The 16,144-nt window shown below is 73.3% G+C and carries 13 protein-coding genes; 9 read left to right on the top strand and 4 right to left on the bottom strand.

Features of this window, described 5'->3' with window-relative positions; all coding sequences use genetic code 11:
- Positions 1-46 precede the first annotated feature (46 nt).
- Both IE97_RS0114240 and IE97_RS0114235 read left to right on the top strand, forming a co-directional pair.
- A complete protein-coding gene (locus tag IE97_RS0114240; protein WP_030238074.1) occupies positions 47-931 on the top strand; it encodes a hypothetical protein in 885 nt (294 codons plus the stop codon).
- 63 nt (positions 932-994) lie between these two features.
- Positions 995-1,321, top strand: a complete 327-nt coding sequence (locus IE97_RS0114235) for an antibiotic biosynthesis monooxygenase family protein (RefSeq protein WP_030238071.1) — start codon at positions 995-997, stop codon at positions 1,319-1,321.
- A 78-nt stretch (positions 1,322-1,399) separates the two neighbouring features.
- On the opposite strand, the gene IE97_RS0114230 is transcribed toward IE97_RS0114235, so the two are convergent.
- Positions 1,400-2,749, bottom strand: coding sequence for a diacylglycerol/lipid kinase family protein (locus IE97_RS0114230; RefSeq protein WP_030238068.1), 1,350 nt, complete (start codon positions 2,747-2,749; stop codon positions 1,400-1,402).
- A gap of 490 nt (positions 2,750-3,239) precedes the next feature.
- On the opposite strand from IE97_RS0114230, the gene IE97_RS0114225 reads away from it, so the two are divergent.
- Positions 3,240-3,632 carry a hypothetical protein gene (locus tag IE97_RS0114225; RefSeq protein ID WP_234310647.1) on the top strand — a complete coding sequence of 131 codons (393 nt, stop codon included), beginning with the start codon at positions 3,240-3,242 and terminating at the stop codon, positions 3,630-3,632.
- 94 nt (positions 3,633-3,726) lie between these two features.
- Positions 3,727-4,830 carry a GNAT family N-acetyltransferase gene (locus IE97_RS0114220; RefSeq protein WP_030238060.1) on the top strand — a complete coding sequence of 368 codons (1,104 nt, stop codon included), beginning with the start codon at positions 3,727-3,729 and terminating at the stop codon, positions 4,828-4,830.
- Positions 4,831-5,099: 269 nt separating this feature from the next.
- Here IE97_RS0114220 and IE97_RS0114215 read toward each other — a convergent pair whose 3' ends face one another.
- The gene (locus IE97_RS0114215; RefSeq protein ID WP_030238056.1) at positions 5,100-5,687 is read right to left on the bottom strand and encodes an AMIN-like domain-containing (lipo)protein; all 588 of its coding nucleotides are present in this window, start codon (positions 5,685-5,687) and stop codon (positions 5,100-5,102) included.
- Positions 5,688-5,835: 148 nt separating this feature from the next.
- On the opposite strand from IE97_RS0114215, the gene IE97_RS0114210 reads away from it, so the two are divergent.
- Positions 5,836-8,379: a SpoIIE family protein phosphatase gene (locus tag IE97_RS0114210; RefSeq protein WP_037836354.1), complete on the top strand. Its 2,544-nt coding sequence runs from the start codon at positions 5,836-5,838 to the stop codon at positions 8,377-8,379.
- A 125-nt stretch (positions 8,380-8,504) separates the two neighbouring features.
- A complete protein-coding gene (locus tag IE97_RS0114205; RefSeq protein WP_078603242.1) occupies positions 8,505-9,170 on the top strand; it encodes a GAF and ANTAR domain-containing protein in 666 nt (221 codons plus the stop codon).
- On the opposite strand, the gene IE97_RS0114200 is transcribed toward IE97_RS0114205, so the two are convergent.
- Complete coding sequence (locus IE97_RS0114200) at positions 9,161-11,296, bottom strand: SpoIIE family protein phosphatase (RefSeq protein ID WP_030238046.1); 2,136 nt, start codon at positions 11,294-11,296, stop codon at positions 9,161-9,163. The genes IE97_RS0114205 and IE97_RS0114200 overlap by 10 nt on opposite strands.
- A gap of 495 nt (positions 11,297-11,791) precedes the next feature.
- Between IE97_RS0114200 and IE97_RS38445 the strand changes: the two genes are divergently transcribed.
- Entirely contained in the window at positions 11,792-12,310 is a 519-nt protein-coding gene (locus IE97_RS38445) for an ankyrin repeat domain-containing protein (protein WP_234324073.1), read from the top strand.
- A 39-nt stretch (positions 12,311-12,349) separates the two neighbouring features.
- On the opposite strand, the gene IE97_RS0114190 is transcribed toward IE97_RS38445, so the two are convergent.
- Positions 12,350-12,532 carry a hypothetical protein gene (locus IE97_RS0114190; protein ID WP_030238042.1) on the bottom strand — a complete coding sequence of 61 codons (183 nt, stop codon included), beginning with the start codon at positions 12,530-12,532 and terminating at the stop codon, positions 12,350-12,352.
- 240 nt (positions 12,533-12,772) lie between these two features.
- Here IE97_RS0114190 and IE97_RS0114185 point away from each other — a divergent pair, with 240 nt between their 5' ends.
- Both IE97_RS0114185 and IE97_RS0114180 read left to right on the top strand, forming a co-directional pair.
- Entirely contained in the window at positions 12,773-13,708 is a 936-nt protein-coding gene (locus tag IE97_RS0114185; protein ID WP_051704956.1) for a DMT family transporter, read from the top strand.
- Between the two features lie 198 nt (positions 13,709-13,906).
- Positions 13,907-16,144 carry an MMPL family transporter gene (locus IE97_RS0114180; protein ID WP_030238035.1) on the top strand — a complete coding sequence of 746 codons (2,238 nt, stop codon included), beginning with the start codon at positions 13,907-13,909 and terminating at the stop codon, positions 16,142-16,144.

The following is a 16,144-nucleotide window of genomic DNA, read 5'->3' as shown; positions in this document are numbered from 1 at the left end:
ATGGGCACTTGGGTCACACTCACACTTGAGGAGAGGAGCTGGTTCGATGGGCAGGGCAGGTTACGGCAGGAGGGTCTGTGCCTTAGGTGTCACCGGCGTCCTGGCGGGGACGATGCTGGCCGGCTGCGGCGACGACGGGGGCACGGGAGACGATGCGCGGGGCTCCTCGGCGAAGCCGGGCGCCGGGGCGCAGGAGCAGGGCACGCGGGCGGTGCGCTCGGCCTACGACAAGACCGCCGAGGAGGACACCGCCCGGGTGAAGCTGCGGGTGCAGACCTCGGCCCAGGGCGCCTCCGAGTCGGCGAACGGGCAGGGTGCCGTGGACCTGGACGACGGCGACAGCGTCATGACACTCACGGTGCGGGGGCAGCGGATCGAGCAGCGCGTGGTCGATCAGGTGCTGTACCAGAAGATGCCGAAGGGGCAGGCGCCGGGCGGCAAGCCCTGGATCAAGATCGACCTGGGGAAGGTCGCCGACCGGCAGGGCACCGGCGACCAGTCCATGAGCGACCCGGCGCGGTCCGCGGCGTACGCGAAGGCGATCACCGACAAGGACGTGACCAGGAAGGGCACGGCGACGGTCGACGGGGTGCGGACCACGCACTACCGCGTCTCCGTCGACGTCGCCGAGCTGCCGGGCGGTGACACGCTGCGCCGGCAGGTCGGCCCGGCCCTGCCGATGGACGTGTGGCTCGACGACGAGGGCCGCATGCGCCGTCAGCAGATCGACATGACGCTCAAGGCCCCGCCGTCGGAGCAGCGGTCCTCCGCTGACGCCTCGTCCTCGCCGCAGAAGGTCACCGTGCGCACCGTCATGGAGTTCACCGACTTCGGCACCGAGCTGGAGGCGGACGCGCCCCCGGCCGGACAGGTCACCGACATGACCGGCAAGGCCCTGGAACAGGGCAAGCAGGGCAAGGGCCGGAGCTGAACCTCAGGCGTTCCGAGGTGGGCACTTAGCCTGCGCAGATGTGCCGTCGGGCAAGATGGGGCCATGAGCGTAGTCAAGATCAACGTGCTGACCGTGCCCGCCGAGCAGCGGGAGACGCTGGAGAAGCGGTTCGCCTCCCGTGCGCACACCGTGGAGAGCTCCGACGGGTTCGAATGGTTCGAGCTCCTCCGCCCGGTGGAGGGCACCGACACCTACCTCGTCTACACGCGGTGGCGTGACGAGGAGTCGTTCCAGGCCTGGATGGAAGGGCCGATGAAGGCCGCGCACCAGGGTGGCGGCCAGGGAGGCGAGCGGCCCAGGCCCGCGGCGAGCGACTCGACTCTCTGGTCCTTCGAGGTCGTGCAGCAGGCGGGCCCGAAGGGCGCGTAGTACCCGGCGACACCCGTGCGAGGTCCCCCGTGCGCGAAACGGTACGGGGGGCCTCGCGCAGCAGAGGCCGATCCCCCGCTAGGGGCGCCAGGAGCGTGAGGGTGCGGCGGTACGGCCGACGTCGGCCGCGAGTTTGCGCAGCCGGCGCCAGTCCAGGCGCGGTGGCGCCTCGGGAACTCCGGGACGGTCGCGGGGCACCCGCACGCGCAGGGCCCGGCGTGCGATGCGGCAGTGCACGGGAGCGGTCAGGGTGAGCGCCTCGCCGTCCAGGCCGACGTCCAGCTGCGGTTCGTCGCCCTGGACGACGACGTGCTGGGCGGTGAGCACCGTGAGCCCCTCCGGGCGCGGGGACAACAGGAGTTCGGCCGCGTCCACGGCGCTGTCCACACGAACGGCGAGCACGCCCAGCGTCCCGGAGTCGAGCCGCTCGCGTCGGCCGAAGCCGAACGGATCGTCCATGCGGTACGGGTTGTTGCTCACCAGGATGGCCTGTGGATCGGCGATGGTGGTGCCGTCGGCCCGGGCCGTCAGACGCGGGCCGGTCTGCCGGGTGAGCAGCTCGGGCAGCCGCTCCAGCGCCGCCCCCACCTTGTCGTCGCGATAGCCGGGACTCTGGACGACGGCTCCGTACACGCCGAACGACGCGTTGTTGACGAAGGGGTGATCGTCGGCGAATCCGAGATCCACGCGGACTTCGACACCGTCGGTGAGCGCGTCGAGGCAGGTGGACGGGTCGTCCCGGTCCAGGCCCAGGTCCATGGCGAAGTGGTTGCGGGTGCCTGCCGAGATGACGAGGAACGGGAGGCCGTGCTCCGCCGCGACGGCGGCGACCAGAGCCTGGGTGCCGTCGCCTCCCGCGACGCCCAGCAGGTCGGCTCCGTCGGCCACTGCCGCCCGGGCCAGCGCGGTGACGTCCTGGTGCCGCTCCGGGTCGAGCAGGACGACTCGGGCACCCAGTGCCTCCGCCTTCTCCTGGAGGGCGAACTTCTCGACCTTGCCGCCGCCGGAGCGCGGGTTGAGCAGGAGGAAGGGGCGCCGCGGCGGTGGCGTGCGGTACTCCCTGACCCGGACCGGGCGCAGGCCCGTGCTGCGCAGCGCGTAGCGGCCGCTCCACACCGCGAGGCACCACAGCAGCGCGGAGACGACGACCCAGAGCAGATCGGCTATCGCGAACAGGGTGATGACGGCGACGGGGGTGACGGCGGCCAGCGTGGCCGCCGCCATGCGTGCCGGTCCCCGGCGGGACAGCACCCACCAGAGCGCGGCCGCGGTCAGGGCGAGGCCCGCGATGCCGACCGGGAGCAGCAGCACTCCTCTCAGACCGCCGGACACCAGCGGCAGCAGCGCCGCCAGCGCGACCGCGGCCAGGGCTCCACGGGCCGCCCATCTCTGCCGGCGGTGATACCGGTCGCTCATCGCCGATGCCATCTCTTCCTCCGCTCGAAGGCCGGCGCGGGCGGCCTTCGAGACCGCGCCCGGCCCAGCAATATGGTGCCCGCCGACGGATCGGCTCGGCCACCGCCGTCCCGGATGCCTCCCCCGTCGGCGAGCCCGTCAGACGTGAAGGTCCCCCCGGGGCAGAGCCACCGGTAGCGTACGCGGCCCTCCGCACGCGGTCCGCCCACCATGCCCGCCCCGGGACGAGGAGGAGCCGGGCGTGAATGCGGTACGTCGCCGTGGACGCGCCAGTAGGCTCCCGGGCTGATCACCGGAGCGGTCTCGCGGAGGACGGCGCTTTCCGTTGGATTTCCGCAGGAACCGGCCCAGCGGGGCGAAACAGCCCACGAGGGCTTGACGGGGGGCACTGCGCTCGGCCTACTGGAAGGCGCAGCCGGCCGAGTCGGGGGGCCCGTCCGGCGCCGGCTCTCCTGGGCCGCACCACTCCGCCCTCCCCGCCGAGACACAGGTCAGGGGTCCGATGGTGCGGCGACGATGGGCAGTGGTGCTGGGCCTGGTGGCCTGCCTGTTGTCGCTGCCTCTCGTCGTCCCGGGGCTCGGGGACGGTGGCCGTACGGCCGAGGTCGCGGTCACGGCGGCCGTCGGCCCGGGCGTGGTGGAGACGGCCGGGACGGCGGGTGCCGGGGCCGAAGAAGCCGGGGAGCCCTGCCCGTGCGCGAAGGAGCCGTCGGTCCGGCCATGGGTGGTACGGACCCCGCGGGCCGCGGGAGCGGCCGGGGCGAGTGCCGTGGTGGCCGCCGCGCCCGGGGTGGACCGGGGCGAACTGGACATCGGCGCGGTGAGAAGAGGCCGGAGTGCGAGAGCGGCGGGAACCGCTCCGACCACGGTCGAGTTGCAGACGTTCCGCTGCTGAGAGGCGGCAGTACCGACAGGGGCCCGCGCCGTGCGACCCGTACTGCCCGGTGCCGTGCGCGGTGATGCGCGGGCCCTCGTGTGTCCCCATGCCGATGACACAGGAGGCAGACGTGCCTGGAAAGCGCGTTCTCGTTCTGAGGCCGGACGAACTCGGCCCGGACGAGTGGAAGATGTGGCGGGAGATACGGACGGAGTCGCGAGCCCCGGCCAATCCCTTTCTGGACCCGGTGTTCACCACGGCCGTCGGTCAGGTCAGACCGGGAGCCAGAGTGGCGGTGCTGCAGGAGGACGGCTGCCCGGTCGGGTTCTTCCCGTACGAGAGAGGTCCCTTGGGGCAGGGCCGGGCCATCGGGCTGGGGGTGTCCGACTGTCAGGGGGCCGCGTTACGCCCCGGGATACGGCTCGACGCCCGGGGGTTGCTGCGGTCCTGTGCGCTGTCGTCCTGGGAGTTCGACAACCTCGAAGCCGACCAGGGGGTGTTCGTGCCGCACGCGGTGGAGGAGCTCGCCTCCCCCGTCGTCGACCTGGGCGAGGGGTTCGAGCGGTACACGGAGCGGCTGCGTGCGAGGTCGGCGAGCTTTCTCAGACAGACCCTGGCCAAGGAGCGCAAGCTGGCCCGCCGGGCGGGCGAGGTGCGGTTCGTCCACGACGCCCGGGACCCGGACGCGCTGCGGGCGCTGATGGCATGGAAGTCGGCCCAGTACCGGCGGACCGGCCGGCGGGACCGGTTCGCGCAGGAGTGGATCACCCGCCTGGTGGGACTGCTCGGGGAGAGCGAGGAACCGGAGTGCCGTGGCGTGTTGTCCGTGCTGTACGCCGCGGACCGGCCCGTGGCCGCGCACTTCGGGCTGTGTTCGCGCACCGTGCTGTCCTGGTGGTTCCCGGCGTACGACCGCGCGTACGCGAAGTACTCCCCCGGCCTCGTCCTGCAGCTGAGGATGCTGGAGGCCGCGGCCGCCGACGGGATCGAGACAGTCGACCTGGGGAGTGGTCCGGCCCGCTACAAGGAGTCGCTCAAGACCCGTGACCTGCGGGTGTACGAGGGGTCCGTGGTGCGGCCGGTGCCGGGCGGAGTCGCCCACTGGCTGGGCCGGGAACCGGCACGGGCCGCCCGTCGCTTCGTACGCAACCGGCCCCGCCTGGCCGGCGCGGCGGCCCGGGCACTGACGGAAGTGGGGCGGCTGCGCGGCCGCTGAGCGCGGGTGGGAGGCGCGACACCGGCTCGGCGCCCGGCCCCTCGCGCCACACGGCCTCGTCACACGGGCCGGTGGACGCCGCACGGGCCGGGCGCCGGGGCGCTGATGCGCCACGGGCTCGTCGCGCGGGCCGGCGGGCGCACCACACGGGCTCGGCCCCAGGGCAGGCCGACAGCTCATCGGATCAGCCCCAGGGCCTGCCGACAGCACGTCGGATCGACCCCAGGGCAGGCGGTGCGCCCGGCACCGGGAAGTCGGGCGCATCGCGGTCAGCGGGTGGCGGTCCAGCTGTGGGCGACGTCGACGATGACGCGGCCGTCCAGCTGCAGGACCCGGAAGGGCAGCCGCGCTCGGACGCCGAGGCCGATCTGGGTCTCGCCCTCGAAGCTGCCGGCGTAGCGGGTGTCCCGGAAGGTGCGGTAACCGGTGAGGTCCACGCCCGGCAGCGGGCGCGCGACCCGTCCGGGGTACGTCGGTGCGCCGGTCTCCGGATCGTAGGCGGGTGCGGCCACCCGCACCTCGAGGACGGCTCCGCCGGCCACGGGGATGTACTGGCCCGAGCCGTCCTGGTAGAGCCGGTCGACGTACCGGACCGAGTAGCCGACGTCGCTGCCCGCGCCGGGCACGTCGATGACCATCCGGTCGAAGCAGTCGTGACGGCCGGTCCTGACGTTCTTCACCGGCGAGATCGTGGCGCTGGTGTCGGTCTTGGCGAGACTCCCCCAGCCGGTCGGGCATGCCGTGGCCGCCGCGGTGGCCCGGGCGGCGACCGGTGCCGCACCGGCCGGGACCGCTGCCACACCCACCGTGGCGCCGACGAACGCGAGAGTCGCGCATGCTGTTCTGATTCGTACCATTGCCGCCCCCGAGGCTCGCATGTGGCTGATATGGGGTGAGACGACCGTTCCGGCCGAAAGGTTGCGCCTGCCGCGCCGGAGTGCCGACCATGGCACATCCTGGTGGGGAGCGATGGTGTCCGGTGCGTCCGTACCGGGAGGACGCGAGATGGATGAGCCAACCGCCGTACCGGACGGGCCGGGGTCGCCTGGCGGCCGGAGCCGGAGCGGTGGTGACGGCCGGGCCCGGACAGGGGACGCCGGCCGGATCGAGGACGCCCTGACCGCGCCGCTGAGAGAGGCCGTCGGGGCCCTGGGGGGTTACGGCGGACTGGTCTACCTGCGCTCCCGCGACCGGCGCTCGCTGGTGCTCGCGATGGTGACCGGGGTGCCCCGGTCGCTGCTCAGGGCCTGGTGGCGGGTGCCGGTGAGCGGTGCCCTGCCCATGGCGGAGGCCTACCGCCACGGCGAGCCCCTGTGGCTGCCGGACGAGCGCGTCACCATGGTGCGCTTCCCGCACTTCACCGCTGGGCTGCCGTACTCCTTCGGGTCGGCGCACCGGCCCGTGCGGGTCGGCGGCGAGACCGTGGGCGTCCTGGTCGTGCTGCGCTCGGCGGCCCGGCCGTCGATGGACGCAGAGGCCGTGGATCTCGCTCTGCGCCCCGCCGGAGAGGACATGGAGGAGCGCCTCGGCCGCCTCGCCGCCGCCCGTTCCGCTCCGGGGGGCGCCGCGTACCGGATCGAGTACGACGACGAACCGGTCGGCGTGCGGCTGCCCACGCCCGCCGTCCAGCCCGTCCGGGTGGGACTCATCGACTGGGACCTGGACAGCGACCGGTGCGCACCCGACGACGAGGCCCTCGCTCTCCTCGGTATCGACCGGGCGGACTTCGGCGGCCGGATGGCGGACGTCGAGGCCCGCGTCAGCCCCGACGACCTGCATGAGCTGCGGGCCAGCCGGGACGACGCGCTCAGGGACGGCCGGGTCAGGTCGCGGCAGTTCCGGGTGCGGGACGAGTCCGCGGGCGGCGGGGAGGCCGGCTACCGGCCGGTCGAACTGTGGGGCCACCTCGTGCGCGGCGAAGCCGGGTCCCCCCGGGTGCTGGTGGGCACCCTGGTCGACGCGGTCGGCGGACTCACCGCGGCCGAGGCCACCGAGCGGCTGCCCGACGGGCTCTTCTCCCTGGACCAGGACGGCCGCCTGACCTACGCCAACCGCCGCTGCGAGGAACTGCTGGGCTCCGGCCGGGAGGAGCTCCTGGGCCGTCATCCGTGGGAGGTCGTCACCTGGCTCCGGGATCCCTCCTACGAGGACCGCTACCGGGCGGCGATGCTGTCGCAGGAGCAGGTGTCCTTCCTCGTGCGGCACCCCGACGCGCGCTGGCTGGGCTTCGTGCTGTACCCGGATGTGCACGGGCTGACCGGGCGCGTCTATCCCACCGTGGCGCCCTACGGGGCCGAGACGGGGCGCGAGGCCGGGGCCGGCGGGCCCGCGCCGGGTGCCGCGGCCGGGGCGCGTGCCGGGGCGCTGTACCACGTGGTGCAGATGGCGAGCGTGCTGACCGAGGCGGTCACCGTGCGGGACGTGTGCCGGGCCGTGTCGGAGCAGCTGCTGCCCGCGTTCGGGGCGCGGGAGTTCGCGCTGTACACCGTTCGCGAGGGGCGGATGTACCTGCTGTGGGAGTCGGGCTACCCGGAAGGCTTCCTCGACCCGTTCGAGGGGGTCACGCTCGACACGCATCTGCCCGGCGTCCACGCGCTCACCACGCGGCTCCCCCTCTTCTTCGAGTCGCCCGAGGACCTCTCCGTCGCTTATCCGGGCATCAGCCTGGACCGTATGAGCGCCTGGGCGTTCCTGCCGCTGATCGCCTCCGGTCATCCCGTCGGCTCCTGCATCCTGGGCTGGGAGGCCCCGCACCACTTCACCGCCGACGAGCGCTCCGCCCTCACCGCGCTGAGCGGTCTGGCCGCCCAGGCGATGGAGCGGGCGCGGCTCTACGACTCGGAGTCCGCCGTCGCCCGTGTCCTGCAGGAGGGTCTGCTGCCGCGCCGGCTGCCCGCCGTCGAGGGGCTGCGCACCACCGGACGCTATCTGCCGGGCACGCAGGGCATGGCCATCGGCGGGGACTGGTACGACGTGATCACCACGGGGCGGGGAGTGGCGCTGGTGATCGGGGACGTGGAGGGGCACAGTGTCGGCGCCGCCGCGCTGATGGGGCAACTGCGCAGTGCCGTGCACGCCTTCGCCGCGAGCGAGCGGCCGCCGCAGGAGGTCATCACGCACACCAACCGGCTGCTGGCCGAGCTGGAGGCGGATGCCTTCGCCACCTGCTGCTACATCGAGCTCGACCCGCGGACGGGACGTGCGCTCGCCGTGCGGGCCGGGCATCCCCCGCCGCTGCTGCGCCGACCCGACGGGCACGCCGAGACGCTGGACCTCGTGGGCGGCGTCATGCTGGGGGTGGAGCCCGACGCCGTGTATCCGGTCACGGAGCTCACCCTGGCCCCGGGCAGCGTGCTCGCCCTCTACACCGACGGGCTCGTGGAGCAGCCCGGCAGTGACATCGAGACGGGCATCGAGGAGGTCCGCCGGTGTCTGGCCGAGACCCCGGCGGACTCGGTGGAGCACCTCGCCGACCGGCTGGTGCGGACGGCGCGGCGCGCACGGGAGCGGCAGGACGACGTGGCGTTGCTGCTGACGGCGTATCGGTGAGCCGACCGGGGGCGGTTCGGCCGGGCTCTCGGCGCCCGGCGGTCCGCTCGGCGCGGGGTACTGTTGACAGGGCCGGGCTAGCGAGGCGGTGGTCGGTGGTGGAGTGGCAGCAGTATGCCGAGGAGATGGCGCTGCTCGCCCGGGACCTGTTGGCGCAGGATTCCGTGCAGGGGACGCTGGACGAGATCGCGGCATCGGCGGTGAAGCTGATCGAGGGCTGTGACGCGGCGGGCATCCTGGCCGTGTCCAAGGGGCGGGCCGTGACGCTGTCCGTGTGCGGGGACATGGTCGAGGAGTCGGACAGGCTGCAGGGCGAGCTGGGTGAGGGGCCCTGTTTTGACGCCGCCCGGCGCGTGGACGGTGAGCGGCTGTTCCGTATCGCCGACATGAGCCGGCCGCAGCCGTCCTGGCCGCGGTTCAGCCAGAAGGCCCGCGACCTCGGGATCGGCAGCATGACCGGCGTGCTGCTCTACACCGACCGGCAGGACTTCGGCGCGCTGAACCTCTACGCCCGCCGCCCCGGGGCGTTCGGCAAGGACATCGAGTCCGCGGGCTGGCTGCTCGCCTCCCATGCGGCCGTCGCGCTGGCCTCGGCCCGCACCGTCGAGCAGCTCGAGCACGCCCTGGAGACGCGGCACGCCATCGGTGAGGCCATGGGGATCCTCATGGAACGCCACCGGCTGAGCCAGGACGAGGCCTTCGATGTGCTGCGGCGCCTCTCCCAGGAGCACAACATCAAACTGCGCGATGTGGCGGGGTACGTCCGGGCCGACTCTCCCGCTCAGGACTGACCGTCCGGCGGGCGCGTGGCGCGCAGCAGGAGCACCGCGATGTCGTCGGTGTGCTGTCCGGTGGGTGTCGTGTGCCGGACGAGCCGGTCGATGAGCCGTTCCAGATCCTGGCCGTCGCCCGCGTCCAGGTGGCCGGCGAGGTCGGACGTGGTCCGTGTGGCGTCGGTGCCCGGGAGTTCGACCAGTCCGTCGGTGTACAGGGCGAGGGTGGTGCCGGGGAGCAGGGGCACGGTGGTGACCGGGTAGTGCGCGCCGGTGTCGATGCCCAGCAGCGGGCCGGGCTCGGCGTCGAGGACCCCGGTCGGCCGGCCGGGCTGGTGCAGGAGCGGGGGGACGTGTCCCGCGCTGGCGAAGGCCGCCTCCTGGCGGGCCAGGTCGAGCTGGACGTAGAGGCAGGAGACGAGCAGCTCGGAGTCGAGGTCGCCGAGCAGCCGGTTGGTGCGGGCGAGGACCTGGCCGGGTGCGGTGCCGGCGGTGGCGTGGGCGTGGATGGCGGTGCGGACCTGGCCCATCAGCGCGGCGGCGGCCATGCTGTGGCCTTCCACGTCGCCGATCAGAGCTGCCGCGGTGGTGTCGTCGAGGCGCAGGACGTCGAAGAAGTCGCCGCCGACCTCGAGGCCGTGGCCGGCGGGCAGGTAGCGGGCGGCGACCTCCAGGCCGTGCAGGTGCGGCAGGGCGCGGGGCAGCAGGGCGCGTTGCAGTTCGTGGACGAGACGGTGTTTGGCGTCGTAGAGCCGGGCGCGGTCGAGGGCCTGGGCGATCAGACCGGACAGCGAGGTCAGGACGGCGCGTTCGTCGGCGGTGAAGGCGTGCGGGTGGTCGTAGGACAGGATGCAGCAGCCGACCGGCCGGCCCGAGATGATCAGAGGCAGGAACGCCCAGGCCTGCTTGCCGCTGATCTGGGGTGCCTGGGGGTCGGTGGCGGCCAGTTCGGCCGGGTCGGCGAAGAAGGCGGGGGTGCCGCTGGCGAGGACCTGCCCGGCGGGGGTGAGGTCGGTCTCCAGTGACAGGGCGTCGAGTCGTTCGATGGTGGCGGCCGGGTATCCGTGATGACCGGTGATCTTCAGTCGGCCGGCGTCGGCGGAGGAGAGCACCATGCCCGGGGCGCGGAAGGCGGGCAGGATCTGGTGGGCGATCAGTGTCACCAGGTCCCGCACGGTCACCGCCTCGGTGAGCGCTGCGGCCAGGTGCACCAGTTGGTAGAGGCGTCCCGTCGGTGCCGCTGGCAGGGGCCGTGCGGGTGCGGGCGGTGCCGCGTCCTCGGGCCGCTCTCCTCGCGGGACGACGCGGACGCTGATGCCGCTGGTGTCGGGGTGGAGCTGGAAGGTCAGCCAGTGGTCCGGTGGGCGGAGCGCGGTGAAGGACACGGGCGCGCGGCTGAGGACCACCGTGCGGTAGTGGTCCTCGTAGACGGGGTCGTCCAGCCAGGACAGGGACTGCCAGGGCCGGGTCCCCAGCAGCCGGTCGGCGCGGCGGCCGAGCAGGTGTGCCGCGGTGGTGCTGGCCATGGTGATCCGGCCCTCCAGGTCCAGGGCAAGGGCACCCTCGGGGAGGCGTTCGAGGTAGTCGGCGGCCGCCAGGCCGGTCTGCACGGGGTGGTGTGCGGCGTCGACGGGGACGATGCGCGGCTGGTCGGGCAGGGTGGGCGGCCGGGTGGCGTCGTCCAGCATGCGGGCCATGCGGCGGGCGCTGGAGGCGATGTGTCCCCGCTCGCGGGGGGTGACCTCGCGGGGACGCGCCGCGGGCCACATCAGCACGATGCCGCCCCAGCGGCGCCGTACACCGGTCAGCGGGGCCGCGGCCAGGGCGAACGGATAGGGCAGGGCCGCGGCGGCCCGCGGGTAGCGGCGGGCCATCTCGTCCTGGCTGCCGAGGCAGACCAGGGCGTCGTCGTGGATCGCGTCGGCGACCGGGACGGGCGCGGTGAGCGGCAGCCGCTGCCAGGGGGCGCTGAACGCCACCGGCAGGCCGCACAGCGCCGCCAGGCGCAGCACCGGCTCTGCCTCCTCGATCAGGTACAGGCCGCCGATCGAGGCGCCGGTGCCGCGCACCATGTCGGCCAGGGCCACCCCCAGGGCGTCGTCCAGCGCCTCGGCGCCTCTGGGTGGCTCGTCGCTCCCGGACATGCTCGCCTCCCGCTCCAGGGCCTGTTGCGAAAGTGCCCTCTGCCGCGCGACGCCCGGCACGCTCGTCCAAGCTCTTCGAACAGGGGGACCCCGACTCGCCGCACCGGACGCCGGGCGGCCGCCCTCCGGGCGACGAGGCCACTTGCGCAACAGGCCCTAACCCGGACGTGACGCCCAGCGGGACGTGGGGGCATGTCGTCCCGGCGCCCTTGTGACGGGAAGGGGGGTGGTCCGTCGTGGCCTCCTGGCAGAATCAAGGGCCTGACGAGCGATCGGGAGGCCGGGCGTGCAGACGCTGACATCGCGGGATCCACTGGCCGTGGCCGTCATCGAGGCGATCCGGCGCGGCGATCTGACCGGGCTCGGGCAGTTGCTCTCCGACCACCCGGGTCTGGCCACCGCGCGCATCACCGAGCACGGTGAGGACGGCAAGGGCACCCGCAGTCTGCTGCACATCGCGACCGACTGGCCCGGTCACTTTCCCGCGGGCCCGAGGTGGTCGCCGCACTGGTCGCCGCCGGGGCCGATCCCGGCGCCCGCTTCGAAGGTGCGCACGCGGAGACGCCGCTGCACTGGGCCGCCAGCAGCAACGACGTGCCCGTCCTGGACGCGCTCATCGCCGCAGGGGCCGACATCGAGGCGCCCGGGGCGGTGATCGCCGGCGGCACCCCGCTCGCCGACGCCCGCGCGTTCGGCCAGTGGCGCGCCGCGCACCGGCTCGTCGAACACGGCGCCCGCACCACCCTCCAGGACGCCGCCACGCTCGGTCTGCTCGACCGGGTCCGGGCGTACGTCGAGAGCGACCGGCCACCGTCGCCGGACGAGATCACCAGCGCCTTCTGGGGGGCCTGCCACGGCGGTCACCTGACCACCGCGCAGTACCTCCACCGGCGCGGCGCCGACATCGACTGGTGCGGCTACGACAACAGGACACCGCTCGGCATCGCCCGCGCCCAGGGCGCCGACGACGTCGTGCGGTGGCTGCGCGACCGGGGCGCGAAGAGCGGGTCGTAGGCAGGGCTCGCCTCTCGGCCGTTTCCGGGGCCGGTCGGCTCACAAGCAGTAGCGGACCAGCCATTCGTCCTGGTTGTACGCGGTGCGCGCCGGGTCCGGGACGCCGGCGGGTCGCTCCTCGACCATGTCCTCCACGCGGACCGGCTCCGGCAGTGCCCCGAAGCGGGCCCGGCGTGCGGCCACCTCCGCCTCATTCCCCTGCTGCGCGGTCGCATCGTCCACGGCGATTCCCCTCTCCGGCTGGTCCCCCGGACCGATCGGCCCTCCCTGGGTACAGAGTTGACGTGCGAGACGGGCCCAAGGTTCCCGTCGCGTCGCTCCGCCGCGGAGGTGGTGCCGCCGAGCGGTGCTCGACCCTCGTCGGGCTCGGCCCAGACACACGCGATCACGGTCGATTGGCCCCTCAGGACGGCGCTCAATTGGACCTGCACCCGGACCGCCCGGCTGCCTAGCGTCGCCGGCATGAACGCCACCACCACGCGCGGAGCCCTGCTCGCCGCGCTCGCCTGTGTCCTCGTCGGGGGCTCCTTCACGGCCAACAGCGTCCTGGGCGACTACCCGTACGCGGGCGGCCAGTTCCTGCGCTACGGGCTGGCCTGTCTGCTGCTGGTCCCGCTGGCGGGGAAGGGCGCGACCGGACGGCTGAGGGCACTGGCGCCCCGTCAGTGGCTTCGTCTCGCCCTGCTCGCGGCGGTCGGCATGGTCGGCTTCAACCTGGCCGTCATCGCCGCGGAGCGCACGGCGGAACCAGCGGTTCCCGGCGTGTTCGTGGGCTGTGCGCCGGTGGTCGTCGCCGTGCTGGTGCCCCTCCTGGGCGGGCGCAGGCCCCAACGGGTGGTTCTGTACGGTGCCTTGCTGGTGGCCGTCGGCGCCTTCGCCGTCCAGGGCTGGGGGCGTACGGACGGAGCGGGCATGGCCTTCTCGGCGTGCGCCCTGGCGGGGGAGGTCGGGTTCGCCGTGCTCGCCGTGCCCGTGCTGCGGCCTCTCGGGCCCCGGCTGCTGTCCGCCACGGTGTGCGGCATTGCCGCGCTGGAGTCGGCGGCGGTCGCGGTGCTGGTCGACGGCGCCGGGTGGCTGCGGCTCCCGGACGGTGTCGAGGCCGCCGCACTGCTGTGGCAGGCGGTGGTGGTCACCGTGGTCGGCTTCGTGTGCTGGTACCTGGGCATGCAGCGGATCGGCGCGGAACGCGCCACCCTGTTTTCCGGCCTCATCCCGGTCGCGGCGGCGTGCACCGCCCCACTGGTCGGCACCGGCCCCTACGGGCTCGTGCAGGCGGCGGGCAGCACGCTGGTCGGTCTGGGCGTGGCGCTGGGGTCCGGAGCGCTGACGCGGACGGGGCCCGCGGGGGACGAACCGCGCGCGGCCCGTGCACCGGGGCTCATCCGGACGGGACGGTGACCGTGGCCGGAGCCGTGGCCGCGCGGCGGCGGGTCGTCGGTGCCCCGCAACGAACGGCCGTGCTCCCCGGGTGACCGCCTTTCGGGGGAACGGCCCGCCCCGAGGGCCTGACGACGCCGCGTCCGGCATGCCGGCGTGGTCCCGCCCGCATCTAATGGACGGCACCGAACGTCCCGGCCGACACAGGAGGCCACGTCCATGCCGCGCACCCGCACCGGTGAGAAGGCCGAGGACCCGGCGCGTGCGGGCGTGCTGCGGCGGCTGGGCGAGTGGTGCGCGCACCACTTCGTGATCGTCATCATCGCCTGGCTCGTGGCGCTGGTGGCACTGCAGGTCGTCAGCCGTGAATTCGGGGGGACGTACTCCGACAACTTCAGCCTCCCCCAGGCGCAGTCCCAGAAGGGCCTGGACGTGCTGAAGCAGCACGACCCCCAGGCCGGCGGTTACAGCAGCCAGATCGTGCTGCACGACGACCAGCAGCCCCTGACCGCGCTGAGTTCCCAGATGTCCACCACGGTCGCCGACCTGGAGAAGCTCCCGCACGTCCTGTCAGCCCAGAACCCGCTGTCCGCCCCGAGCTCGCCGAGTGGGCAGTCCCAGCAGAACGTGGGGCCGGTGTCGGACGACAAGAAGACGGCCTACATCACCGTCCGTTTCGACGTGCAGCCGTCGACGCTCGGCGACGGCTACCTCGACGGCGTCGACTCCGCCGTGCAGCCGTTGCGGTCGGCCGGCGCGGAGGTCGAGTACGGCGGCCCCCTCGGCGAGCTGGCCCGGCCGGCCGCCGACGACCGGGTGAGCGAGCTGATCGGTTTCGGCGTGGCCGTCATCGTGCTGCTGGTCGGGTTCGGAAGCGTGATCGCCGCGGTCGTCCCGTTGCTGAGCGCGCTGATCAGTGTGGTCGGCGGTCTCGCCATCCTCGGGCTGCTGGCAGCGGCGTTCACGTTCGCGACGGTCTCACCGACCCTGGCCACGATGATCGGCCTGGGTGTCGGGATCGACTACGCGCTGTTCATGATCACGCGGCATCGGCAGAACCTCGTGGACGGTGTGGACCCGGTGCGGGCCGCCGGACAGGCCGCGAGCACCAGCGGGCACGCCGTGCTCGTCTCGGGCTGCACGGTGATCATTGCGCTGGCGGGCCTGTCCGCGTCCGGGGTCTCCTTCATCTCCCTGCTCGGTCTCGCGGCCGCCGTCACCGTCGTCTCGGCCGTCGCCGGCGCGCTCACCCTGGTGCCGGCCCTGCTCGGCCTCATCGGCCGGCATATCGACCGCTACCACGTGCGCCGCCCTGTCGCCGAGACGGAGGCCGAGGGCGGTGAGACGCCACAGGGCACCTGGCACCGGTACGCGCAGCGGGTGGAGCGCAGGCCGCTGTGGTTCCTGTCGGGGGGTGTCGCCGTGGTCGTCGTCCTCGCGATCCCGTTGTTCTCCATCCAGTTCGGCCACATCGGTGACGGCGCCGACCCGACCTCCTTCACCGACCGGCGGGCGTACGACCTCATGAGCGACGCTTTCGGGCCGGGCTCGAACGGCCCGCTCACGGTCGTCGTCGACCAGACGGACGTACCGCAGTCGCAGCGCTCCGCCCTGGCCTCGAAGGCTCAGCAGACGCTCGACAAGGTCGAAGGAGCCGCCGTCGTCACCCCCCTGACGCCCACGCAGGACGGCGACGTCCTGGTCGGCACGGTCTATTCGGCCAAGTCCCCGCAGAACGCCGCGACCACGGACCTGAGCAACCGTCTTGTCGACGACACGCTGCCGGATGCCGTCCAGGGCACGGACGCCAAGGGGTACGTCACCGGTACGACGGCGACCCAGGTCGACTTCCGTGACATCGTCGCCTCCCAGCTGCCCGTGATCATCGCCGTCGTGGTGGGCCTGGCGTTCCTGATCATCCTCGCGGTGTTCCGGGGGCTGCTCGTCGCCGTCAAGGCCGCCGTCCTGAACGTGCTGTCGATCGCCGCCTCGTACGGTGTGGTGGTCGCGGTCTTCCAGTGGGGATGGGGCGGTCCCGCGCTCGGCGTCCACGGCAAGGTGCCCATCGAGAGCTATGTGCCGATGATGATGTTCGCCATCGTCTTCGGCCTCAGCATGGACTACGAGATCTTCCTGCTGTCGCGTGTTCATGAGGCCTGGCTGCGCACCGGGGACGCCAAGGGGTCCGTCGCGCACGCCCTGGAGATCACGGCCCGGGTCATCACCTGTGCCGCGCTGATCATGGTGAGCGTGTTCGCGGCGTTCATCGTCAGTGACAACATCGTGGTCAAGATGCTGGGGCTGGGTCTGGCCGTCAGCGTGCTCATCGACGCCACCGTCGTACGGCTGCTCATGGTGCCGGCGGTGATGACGCTGCTGGGGCGGCACGCCTGGTGGACGCCGCGGTGGCTGGACCGGGTGCTGCCCCGTATCGACGCCGAGGGGGCGCGGGCGTAG

Origin of the sequence: Streptomyces sp. NRRL S-455, from assembly GCF_000717875.1 — a bacterium.
Taxonomy (GTDB): domain Bacteria; phylum Actinomycetota; class Actinomycetes; order Streptomycetales; family Streptomycetaceae; genus Streptomyces.
Note: the sequence above shows the minus strand (reverse complement) of the source record. Positions and strands in the feature narration are given on the sequence as shown.

Bases quoted from the DNA above. Each gene is read 5' to 3' on its own strand.
- IE97_RS0114240 (WP_030238074.1), top strand. From the start codon at position 47: ATGGGCAGGGCAGGTTACGGCAGGAGGGTCTGTGCCTTAGGTGTCACC.
- IE97_RS0114235 (WP_030238071.1), top strand. From the start codon at position 995: ATGAGCGTAGTCAAGATCAACGTGCTGACCGTGCCCGCCGAGCAGCGG.
- IE97_RS0114230 (WP_030238068.1), bottom strand. From the start codon at position 2,749: ATGGCATCGGCGATGAGCGACCGGTATCACCGCCGGCAGAGATGGGCG.
- IE97_RS0114225 (WP_234310647.1), top strand. From the start codon at position 3,240: ATGGTGCGGCGACGATGGGCAGTGGTGCTGGGCCTGGTGGCCTGCCTG.
- IE97_RS0114220 (WP_030238060.1), top strand. From the start codon at position 3,727: ATGACACAGGAGGCAGACGTGCCTGGAAAGCGCGTTCTCGTTCTGAGG.
- IE97_RS0114215 (WP_030238056.1), bottom strand. From the start codon at position 5,687: ATGGTACGAATCAGAACAGCATGCGCGACTCTCGCGTTCGTCGGCGCC.
- IE97_RS0114210 (WP_037836354.1), top strand. From the start codon at position 5,836: ATGGATGAGCCAACCGCCGTACCGGACGGGCCGGGGTCGCCTGGCGGC.
- IE97_RS0114205 (WP_078603242.1), top strand. From the start codon at position 8,505: ATGGCGCTGCTCGCCCGGGACCTGTTGGCGCAGGATTCCGTGCAGGGG.
- IE97_RS0114200 (WP_030238046.1), bottom strand. From the start codon at position 11,296: ATGTCCGGGAGCGACGAGCCACCCAGAGGCGCCGAGGCGCTGGACGAC.
- IE97_RS0114185 (WP_051704956.1), top strand. From the start codon at position 12,773: ATGAACGCCACCACCACGCGCGGAGCCCTGCTCGCCGCGCTCGCCTGT.
- IE97_RS0114180 (WP_030238035.1), top strand. From the start codon at position 13,907: ATGCCGCGCACCCGCACCGGTGAGAAGGCCGAGGACCCGGCGCGTGCG.